Origin of the sequence: Vibrio sp. 1731 (genome assembly GCF_033339955.1) — a bacterium.
Lineage (GTDB): Bacteria > Pseudomonadota > Gammaproteobacteria > Enterobacterales > Vibrionaceae > Vibrio > Vibrio alginolyticus.
Genome location: NZ_JAWOVO010000033.1, coordinates 23,771 through 33,782, shown reverse-complemented (window position 1 = coordinate 33,782; position 10,012 = coordinate 23,771). Strand labels below are relative to the sequence as shown.

Genomic DNA, 10,012 nt, shown 5'->3' with positions numbered 1-10,012 from the left:
TTTAAGTTGTATTTATAATGCATGTTTAAAGTTGTATCTCAAATGTATCTTTCGATCAAGAAAAGATTTACACTTTTATCGATAGCTCAAGTTTGGGGTTTTAGCATCACCAGCGGGTTATTGAGTCGCACTTTGGGAGAGAATATGCAGTTAACTAGTTTCACTGATTATGCGTTGAGAACCTTAATTTTCTTGGCTTCGTTGCCGGAAGATGAGTTAACCAGCATTACCGAAGTGACGGATTTATTTGGTGTGTCGCGCAACCATATGGTTAAAGTTATCAATCGGTTAGGGCAGTTGGGTTATGTCCATACCGTGCGCGGAAAAAACGGTGGTATCCGGCTGATGAAGCCAGCGTCTGAAATCACAGTCGGTGGTGTTGTGCGCGATTTAGAGCCGTTAGATTTAGTCAACTGTGGTGTGGATTTTTGCCATATTACCCCTGCTTGCCGCCTCAAAGATAAATTGGCGAAAGCAAAAAGTGCCTTTCTGGCGGAGTTGGATGACTGCACGATTGAATCCTTGCTCAGTGACAATTCTGAACTTTTGATCTTGCTGGCTCGTCCTTAACTCATTTGCATGCCTAGAGTCGATCTCGATCATTCTTTTTTCAAAGCAATTCTGTAGCTTATCGAGAGACTCAGATATACTAGCCATATACCTTCCTTGCTAGATAGGCGTGCCTATGTCAGACAATATTCCAAACGATCCTTTTGCAGATCGTGAATCCAAAAATTACGAAAATCCAATTCCAAGCCGAGAGTTTATCATCGAGTTTCTAGAGCAAGCGGGCGTTCCAATGAATCGTAACGACTTGTTTGAGGCACTAAAGCTTGAGGGCGAAGAGCAATACGAAGGGTTGCGTCGTCGGCTACGTGCGATGGAGCGAGATGGCCAACTGGTGTTTACCCGCCGTCAGTGCTATGCATTGCCTGAAAAACTTGAAATGGTGAAAGGTTACGTGATTGGTCATCGTGATGGCCATGGTTGGGTACGTCCAGAAGGCAGCGTCGGCAAGGATGATGATATTCTGTTACCGCACCATCAGATGAAGAACATCATCCACGGTGATTTTGTCTTAGTGCAACCGACAGACAACAGCAAGCGCGGCCGCCGTGAAGGACGTTTGGTGCGTGTGCTAGAGGAGCGCAATGATCAAATCGTTGGTCGTTTCTTCCTTGAATATGGATACTCCTATGTTGTCCCAGATGACTCGCGTATCAGCCAAGATATCCTGATCCCAAATGAGCACAAAGCGGGTGCACGCATGGGTAACGTAGTCGTAATTGAAATTACTGATCGTGGCTCACGCTCACGCGGCATGATGGGTAAAGTGGTTGAAGTCCTTGGTGAAAATATGGCACCAGGTATGGAAACACAAATTGCGATTCGTACACACCAAATTTCTCACGAGTGGCCAGAAGCCGTCGATAAACAAATCGAAAACTTGGGCGAAGAAGTACCAGAAGAAGCGAAAGTTGGTCGTGTGGATCTACGTGATTTGCCACTAGTGACCATTGACGGCGAAGACGCACGAGACTTTGATGATGCCGTTTATTGTGAAAAGAACAAAGAAGGTGGTTGGCGTTTATGGGTAGCGATTGCTGACGTCAGTTACTACGTTCGTCCTGACTCTGCGTTGGACAAAGAAGCGATCAATCGTGGTAACTCAGTATATTTCCCGTCGCAAGTTGTGCCGATGTTGCCAGAAGTACTATCGAACGGCCTATGTTCGCTTAACCCGCAAGTAGATCGCTTGTGTATGGTGTGCGAAATGACCATTTCCGATACAGGTAAGCTGTCTGGTTACAAGCATTACGAGGCGGTGATGAACTCGCACGCTCGTCTCACATATAGCAAAGTGAGCGCGATTCTAGAAGGGGATGAAGAACTACGTGAGCGCTACCAGCCGCTTGTTTCTCATCTAGAAGAGTTGCACAAGATGTACAAAGTGCTGAAAGAAGCACGAGATCAACGCGGTGCAATCGAATTTGAAACCGTTGAAACCAAATTTATTTTCAATGCGGAACGTAAAATCGAAAGTATTGAGCCAGTAATTCGTAATGACGCGCATAAGATCATCGAAGAATGTATGATTTTAGCCAACATTGCTTCGGCATCGCTGGTAGAAAAAGCGAAAGAGCCCGCGCTTTATCGTATCCACGAATCTCCAGGTGAGTTACGCCTGCAAGGTTTCCGTGACTTCTTAAGTGAACTTGGTCTTGAGCTAAAAGGTGGTTTAGAGCCTTCACCAACGGACTATGCTGATCTCGCACGTCAAATCTCCGGGCGTCAAGATCAAGAGTTGATTCAGACCATGCTGCTACGCTCAATGAAGCAAGCGGTATACAACGCAGATAACGCGGGGCACTTTGGGTTGGCATTGAAACGCTATGCGCACTTTACGTCGCCAATTCGTCGTTACCCTGACTTGTTACTTCACCGTGCAATCAAGTATCTGATTGCTAAAGAAGAAGGTCGTAATCAAGATCGCTGGACACCAACAGGTGGCTATCATTACTCGTTTGACGACATGGATTTTTACGGCGAACAATGTTCGATGACAGAGCGCCGTGCTGATGATGCAACACGTGATGTTGCGGATTGGCTGAAGTGTGAATATATGCAAGACCACGTCGGTGACGAACTAGACGGTGTTATTGCTAATGTCACTAGCTTTGGCTTCTTTGTACGTTTAACGGATTTGCACATCGATGGTTTGGTACATATTTCTACCCTTGCGAACGACTACTATCAATTTGACCCGATTGGTCAACGACTTATTGGTGAAAGTTTCGGTAACATCTACCGCTTAGGTGATGCAGTAAAAGTAAAAGTACTGGCTGTTAACCTAGATGATAAGCAAATTGACTTTGAATTGGTCGAAACAAGTCGTAAGCTACGCGGCGAAGGTAAGACTGCGAAGAAACGCGCAGCGGAAGCAAAACGCAAAGCGAAAGATAAAAAACGCGCTGCGACTCGCTCTTCATCGAAAGAAGGTGGCGCGGCTCGTGCAGTTCCTGCGATAGAGCCAACTAAACGCCCAGAAGAAACGGGCGCAACGAGTAAGCGTAATGGCCCAAAACGTGGTGACGCCGAAGGCAACGAGAAGCCTAAAGTGAAAAAAGCACGTAAAAAGAAGCCGCACAGTAAGCCGAAGAAAACCAAGCGCACTAAAAAAGAAGCGCAGTAGGTTGAAGCGCCAACTTAGTTCAAACTTGGTTGGCGCAGGCAATACGACCAGAACAACAGGTTAAACAATGAGTAACGAATTTATCTACGGCATTCACGCAGTGAAGGCGGTATTGGAGCGCGAACCAGAGCGTTTTGTCGAGGCGTACGTTTTAAAAGGTCGTCAAGATGATCGCCTAATGCCAATCCTAAATGATCTTCAGGTTTGTGATGTTTCTATTCAGCAGATGACACGTAAAACCTTGGATGACAAAGCGCGCGGTGCAAATCACCAAGGCATCATCGCTCGTGTGAAACCAGCGAAGCAGCTGAATGAGAACGATATAGATGACATCCTGGCGCAGCACGAATCACCACTGCTATTAGTGTTAGACGGAGTGACCGATCCACACAATCTTGGTGCGTGTTTACGTAACGCAGATGCGGCAGGTGCTGCGGCGATCATCGTACCGAAAGATCGTTCTGCGCCAATGAATGCAACCGTAAGCAAAGTGGCTTGTGGTGCAGCTGAAGTCGTACCATTGATCCGAGTGACTAACTTGGCTCGTACTATGCGCACATTGCAAGAGAAAGGCATCTGGTTTGTTGGTACTGCGGGTGAAGCAACGCACGACATCTACCAAGCCAAACTGACTGGACCCCTTGCTATCGTAATGGGAGCAGAAGGTGACGGTATGCGTCGTCTGACTCGTGAAACCTGCGACGATTTGATTAAGATCCCAATGGCCGGTAGCGTTTCAAGTTTGAACGTATCTGTGGCATCCGGCATCTGTTTGTTTGAGGCAGTTCGTCAGCGTATTGCTGCAAAGTAACGACGAAACAAACAGTTACTGTAGAATCAGATATAATGATAAAAACAAAGGATGGGGTGCCATCCTTTATCGTTTTCACCGATTTATAAATAAAAATCCTCAGGGAAGTTATGACTCAACAAGACATTAAATTCATCGCCTTCGATCTAGATGGCACTTTGCTTGATAGCGTGCCAGATCTAGCTGTCGCGGCAGACCAAGCCGTACAGGCGCTTGGCTTTCCATCGGTTTCAGAAGAACAAGTTCGTGATTACGTGGGTAACGGCGCAGACGTGCTTATTGGTCGCTCATTAAGCCAAAGCCTGACCATCAACCCGGAGCTGAGTGAAGAGCTTCGTGCTAAAGCGCGTGTATTGTTTGATGATTACTACGAGCAAAGCGGTCACAAGCTAAGCCATCTTTACCCAACGGTAAAAGAGACACTAGCAGAGCTGCACAAAGCGGGCTTTGTTATGGCGTTGGTGACTAACAAACCTTCAAAGTTTGTGCCTGAAGTTTTGGAAAAGCACGACATCGCGAAATACTTTGTTGATGTCCTTGGCGGTGATGCATTCCCAGAGAAAAAACCAAACCCAGTAGCATTGAACTGGCTAATGGAAAAGCACCAAATCCAACCAAGTGAAATGCTGATGGTTGGCGACTCGAAAAACGATATTCTCGCAGCAAAGAATGCAGGCTGTGCCTCATTTGGTCTGACATATGGTTACAACCACGGTGAACCTATTTCAGCATCAAATCCAGATTTCGTCGCTGACAGTTTGGCAGAATTATTGGACGTTGTAGCGGTTTCTGCATAACGGCTACAAAAGAGCTTCCAAAATACTCGTTAATGAGTACACTGAGTAAACCGTGCACCTATTACTGCACGGTTTTTTTCATTTAATTAGATTAAGAAGTCAAAGGAATCATTCTAATGAGCAAACCCATTGTATTGAGTGGTGTTCAACCTTCAGGTGAACTAAGTATCGGTAACTACTTGGGTGCTCTACGTCAATGGCAGCAGATGCAAGACGATTATGATTGCCAATATTGTGTGGTAGACCTTCACGCGATTACGGTTCGTCAGGACCCTAAAGCGCTGCATGAAGCAACTCTAGACGCACTGGCAATTTGTCTGGCAGTTGGTGTTGACCCGAAGAAGAGCACGCTATTTGTTCAGTCACATGTACCAGAGCATGCTCAATTAGGTTGGCTTCTTAACTGCTACACTCAAATGGGTGAGCTGAGCCGTATGACTCAGTTTAAAGACAAATCGGCACGTTACGCGAATGACGTAAACGTCGGTCTATTTGACTACCCGGTGTTGATGGCTGCTGACATTTTGCTTTACGGTGCGCACCAAGTACCTGTAGGCAGTGACCAGAAGCAACATCTAGAATTAGCGCGCGATATCGCAACGCGTTTCAACAATATTTACTCGCCAGAGCAGCCAATCTTCCAAGTTCCAGAGCCTTACATTCCGACAGTAAATGCGCGTGTAATGAGCCTTCAAGACGCAACGAAGAAGATGTCTAAATCTGATGACAACCGTAAGAACGTTATCACGCTGCTGGAAGAGCCTAAGTCGATCCTTAAGAAGATCAACAAAGCGCAAACCGATACCGAAACGCCACCAAGTATCCGTCATGATATCGAGAACAAGGCGGGCATTGCTAACCTAATGGGTCTGTACTCTGCGGCGACAGGCATGAGCTTCGAAGAGATTGAAGCGAAGTACCAAGGCGTAGAAATGTATGGCCCATTTAAGAAAGATGTTGGTGAGGCAGTTGTAGCAATGCTTGAGCCAATTCAAGCAGAATATCACCGTATTCGCGCTGATCGTGCTTACATGGACGAGGTAATGCAGCAAGGCGCTGAGAAAGCCTCGGCACGAGCGGCTGAAACGCTTAAGAAAGCATACGAAGCAGTAGGTTTTGTAGCTCGCCCATAGTCGCTAAGAACGAATACGAAAAAGCTCCACTTTGGTGGAGCTTTTTTTATGCCTGTATTACTGAAATGGCGTGTCTTTCATACAGCGTTCCATGTCGTAATATTCAACACGTCCTCGAGCCCCTAGAAAGGCAGACTTCACAACCATGCCTTTATCAATGAAGTAACTAAGCTGTACGCATGATATATCGTAGCTGAGTTCTTTAATTCTCGCTGGAATCCAGTAGGTTCCTGGCGTTCTTAGACGCTGAGTAAAGGTAATAACACCCTCGTCACTGACTTCTAGCTCTTCAATACCATCCAGTTCATTTTTGGCTGATTCGATGATGTCTTGATTCGCCGTAGGTTGAAGTGGCTCACTGGCGGTCAACTGACACCCCGCTATCAAGCCAAGTAGGGAGAGAGCTAGCACACTGCGTTGAATTTTTTTCATTTGTCGTTCCTGGGTTTACAGCTAATGAGATCTTATTGTCTCGCGCAGGTGTTATATCTTTTGTGTATGTTTTTGGCTAGTGAGTAATGAAAAGTTATTGAATAAATCATGAAAACTTTGAAGTATGAGGGGCCTGTATAAGAGAGAACGAAGCGAGTAATAGATTCTTGGGCTTGAACAGTGATACAAGTGAAAATTAAAGCATTCTAAATTAGTGACTAATTATATTTTTTATTTGTAACGGAACGGTTGGGTTAATAAGCAACTCAACAAGTGATGTATTTTCTACTCCTTAACATGAAGTGAAAAAGTAAACTGAGTAATCAATCTAAATTCTGACTTGTTTATCAATAGCGCTCTGTATTTATTACAAAAAATGTTTGAATGGGATGCTCTGGCATATTTTCTTATATTCACATGTGATTCATTTCACGGCTTTAATTACTCATTCTTATTTATTTCATAAATAAACCTGATAGTAGACGCAAATGGCAGGCTCTAACCAGAGCTAAGTTTGCATTTACATAAATATCAGGTATGACAATGGACACGTTAATCAAACCCTCAATACTCGCATTAACCATCGCCAGTGCACTTAGTGCAAACGCGAACGCAGAGATTATTATTTCCCAATACGTAGAAGGCGGCGCTTATAATAAAGCGGTAGAGATCGCTAATACGGGTGATACTGCGGTGACACTCACTGGCTACGAGTTGGCGAAATCATCAAACGGTGGTGGTACTTGGGGTAGCACATTCGACCTTAGCCAAGTGACGCTACAAGCTAACCAAGTGTATGTACTGGCGCATGGTGATGCGAGCGATACCATCAAAGCTGTCTCGGATATCATAGATAAAAGCGTTGCGAACTTTAACGGTGACGACCCGCTCGCACTGCTTAAAGATGGTGAAGTGCACGACATCATCGGTGTGATGGGTGACGTAGATTTTGGTAAAGACACCACATTAGTTCGTAACAGTGATGCACTAACCCCTTCTGCTACTTATGATGCATCTCAGTGGACGGCATTTGAGAAAGACAACATTGACGGCCTTGGTGAGCTAAATGCGACTGAGCCACCAGCACCATTCGCTTGTGAAGTCGACGGTCAGCAACCTAACTTCACTACCATCCAAGATATTCAAGGTGAAGGCGATACGTCTCCATTCATTGATGGTTACCCATACATTACTGACGAAGATCATTTCGTAACGGGTGTCGTGACTGCTGTTACCACTGGCCTAACCAAAGGTTTCTACCTACAAGCATTAGAAAGCGACAACAACGACAAGACCTCAGAAGGCTTGTTCATTCATACCGACGCGGCGGACACGGCGCTGAAAGCTGGTGATGTTGTTTGTGTGAAAGGTAAAGTTCAAGAGTATTACAGCAATACTCAGCTTGCTTCTGATGCTAACAGCTATGTGAAAACAGGCACCTCTGAAACCCCTCGAGTTACCGATCTTGTTATCAAAGAAGGTGAGACACTACGTGATGCGCTTGAGCGTCATGAAGGGATGCAAGTTGAGTTAACCTCGGCAAGTGACTTGTTTGTAACTCGAAACTTCTCTTACGACTACGATTCACGTCGTAACAATATGATGCTCTCTCATGAAGCGCCATTGTTAAAGCCGACTCAATTACACGCAGCAGAGAGCGATGCGGCCGTTGAGCTAGCAAAAGACAACGCAGCAAACCGCGTATACCTAGAATCAGATGGCAAAGCACCAAACGGCCAAATTCCTTACTACCCTGATTTTGCTAAAGATGCAGACCAAGATGGCTCTTCTGAGCAGCACATTCGTCTTGGTTCGCGAGTAGAAGGTCTGCAGGGCGTCGTGGCTTACAGCTACAACGAATACCGCCTGATTGCGACCAATGAAGTTGATAACACCAACTTCGTGACTTCAGGTGAAGGCTTCGACGTGGCTCGTAAAGATGCCCCAGCGATTGCGGACTCAGATTTGCGTATTGCAAGCTTCAACGTACTGAACTACTTCAACTCCGTGGCTGACAGTGGTCATGAAAACCCAACCGGACAAAACCGTGGTGCGACTAATCTAGACGAATTCCTGATCCAGCAAGCGAAAATCGTTGCGGCGATGAACAAGATGGACGCTGACATCATTGGTTTGATGGAAGTCGAGAACAATGGCTTTGGTGATGGCAGTGCTATCCAAAACTTAGTTGATGCCCTAAATGCTGAGATTGATGACGCTGAAGATCATTACACGTATGTCGAAATCGAAGAGCAAGACAAATACCAAGACGAATACTTTGGCAGTGATGCGATCATGGTGGCGATTTTATATCGTGCTAACGCAGTAACGCCAAAAGACGCTGCAAAAGTGATCATCACGCCAGAGCAGCACATTGCAGAAAACACAATTACTCGTAAAGAGGGCACAGAAAGTAACCCTGCTTACGATAAGTACCAACGACACAGTCTACTTCAGACCTTTACGGTGAAAGAGACGGGTGAAGATTTGTCTATTGTCGTAAACCACTTTAAGTCGAAAGGCTCTGAGTGTATTGAAGAGTGGATTGCTGGTGTAGAAGATTCTGAGCCAGCGGATCTGCAAGGCAACTGTAACAACTTCCGCGTTTCTGCTGCGCACGCAGTGGGTGAAGCGTTGAAAGAGGTGAAAGGCGATGTATTGCTCATGGGCGATCTCAATGCTTATGGCATGGAAGACCCACTTCTGACACTGACTGATTACTCGAAAGAGAAATACGGCCGTGACATTTATACTGCTGCTTACACAACCATTGGTGATGGTGAACTTCAAGTAGAGAAGACCAAAATTGAAAAAGGTTACGGTCTGCACAACTTAAACACGTTGCTGCACGGCGCTGATACGTTTTCTTACACCTATTCGGGCGAGCTGGGTAATTTGGACCACGCATTGGCAAGCAGTAGCCTAGCGCAAAAAGTGGTAGCAATTGAAGATTGGCACATCAACTCACTAGAGAGTAACTTGTTCGAATACAGCAGCAAGTACACAGGTGATATGCCGAAGTACAAAGATGCGTTCTCTGCCTCTGACCACGATCCAGTGATCATCGCGATTGATTTACCAGATGATGACATCGATTTACCGAAAGCAGGTGACAACTTAGCCGTCGATGTCCGTTTACCACCAACGGCGGTTGTAGGTGATATTGTTACGGTGAACTTAACGCCATCCACACAAGCGGCTGCGGCAAGCAGCGATACGAAAGCTTACTCGGCTAGCCAAACCTTAGTTCAAGCTGATATTGATGCGCGTAGCGTGAATATTGAGTTTGAACAAACGCCAGAGCAAGGTAATTATCAGTTAGAAGAGAAAGTGACTGACTCGACAGGTAATATCGTGAAGTTTAGCTCTGTTCGTGATGTTTCAATGACGCAAACTGAAACTGGAACAGAAGGGTCGAAGGATTCAGATGGTGGTTCGTTTGGTTTTGGCGCGCTATTTGCGCTGCTAGGTCTCGGCTTATTCCGCCGTCGCCGCTAAGCGAATTTATTTCCTGATAAACCTTTCCTAAATAGCTGTAAAGACCAAAGGCCAGCCTATGCTGGCCTTTTTATTCAGCAAAAACTTGCCTTTCTTGCTTGGTATAGCAAAATACCGCCCTTGATTGTCACGAACGTGGCGATTCACT

7 protein-coding genes are annotated in these 10,012 nt (G+C 45.7%); 6 read left to right on the top strand and 1 reads right to left on the bottom strand.

Going from position 1 to position 10,012, the window contains the following annotated elements:
* Nucleotides 1-144 precede the first annotated feature (144 nt).
* The 5 genes from nsrR (at nt 145) to trpS (ending at nt 5,934) form a co-directional block, all read left to right on the top strand.
* Nucleotides 145-570: a nitric oxide-sensing transcriptional repressor NsrR gene (gene nsrR, locus R7035_RS23515; protein WP_005381392.1), complete on the top strand. Its 426-nt coding sequence runs from the start codon at nt 145-147 to the stop codon at nt 568-570.
* Nucleotides 571-685: 115 nt separating this feature from the next.
* A complete protein-coding gene (rnr, locus tag R7035_RS23510; RefSeq protein WP_318146294.1) occupies nt 686-3,193 on the top strand; it encodes a ribonuclease R in 2,508 nt (835 codons plus the stop codon).
* A 67-nt stretch (nt 3,194-3,260) separates the two neighbouring features.
* Nucleotides 3,261-4,004, top strand: a complete 744-nt coding sequence (gene rlmB, locus R7035_RS23505; RefSeq protein WP_230238592.1) for a 23S rRNA (guanosine(2251)-2'-O)-methyltransferase RlmB — start codon at nt 3,261-3,263, stop codon at nt 4,002-4,004.
* Nucleotides 4,005-4,114: 110 nt separating this feature from the next.
* Nucleotides 4,115-4,801 carry a phosphoglycolate phosphatase gene (locus tag R7035_RS23500; RefSeq protein WP_230238590.1) on the top strand — a complete coding sequence of 229 codons (687 nt, stop codon included), beginning with the start codon at nt 4,115-4,117 and terminating at the stop codon, nt 4,799-4,801.
* A gap of 116 nt (nt 4,802-4,917) precedes the next feature.
* A complete protein-coding gene (trpS, locus tag R7035_RS23495; protein WP_005381398.1) occupies nt 4,918-5,934 on the top strand; it encodes a tryptophan--tRNA ligase in 1,017 nt (338 codons plus the stop codon).
* A 57-nt stretch (nt 5,935-5,991) separates the two neighbouring features.
* Here trpS and R7035_RS23490 read toward each other — a convergent pair whose 3' ends face one another.
* Nucleotides 5,992-6,366, bottom strand: coding sequence for a hypothetical protein (locus R7035_RS23490; protein ID WP_149192265.1), 375 nt, complete (start codon nt 6,364-6,366; stop codon nt 5,992-5,994).
* Nucleotides 6,367-6,909: 543 nt separating this feature from the next.
* Between R7035_RS23490 and R7035_RS23485 the strand changes: the two genes are divergently transcribed.
* Nucleotides 6,910-9,864 carry an ExeM/NucH family extracellular endonuclease gene (locus R7035_RS23485; protein WP_230238589.1) on the top strand — a complete coding sequence of 985 codons (2,955 nt, stop codon included), beginning with the start codon at nt 6,910-6,912 and terminating at the stop codon, nt 9,862-9,864.
* Nucleotides 9,865-10,012 lie beyond the last annotated feature (148 nt).

Excerpts from the sequence above, each read along its gene's own strand:
- R7035_RS23485 (WP_230238589.1), top strand. The coding sequence starts at position 6,910 with ATGGACACGTTAATCAAACCCTCAATACTCGCATTAACCATCGCCAGT.
- R7035_RS23490 (WP_149192265.1), bottom strand. The coding sequence starts at position 6,366 with ATGAAAAAAATTCAACGCAGTGTGCTAGCTCTCTCCCTACTTGGCTTG.
- R7035_RS23500 (WP_230238590.1), top strand. The coding sequence starts at position 4,115 with ATGACTCAACAAGACATTAAATTCATCGCCTTCGATCTAGATGGCACT.
- rnr (WP_318146294.1), top strand. The coding sequence starts at position 686 with ATGTCAGACAATATTCCAAACGATCCTTTTGCAGATCGTGAATCCAAA.
- nsrR (WP_005381392.1), top strand. The coding sequence starts at position 145 with ATGCAGTTAACTAGTTTCACTGATTATGCGTTGAGAACCTTAATTTTC.
- rlmB (WP_230238592.1), top strand. The coding sequence starts at position 3,261 with ATGAGTAACGAATTTATCTACGGCATTCACGCAGTGAAGGCGGTATTG.
- trpS (WP_005381398.1), top strand. The coding sequence starts at position 4,918 with ATGAGCAAACCCATTGTATTGAGTGGTGTTCAACCTTCAGGTGAACTA.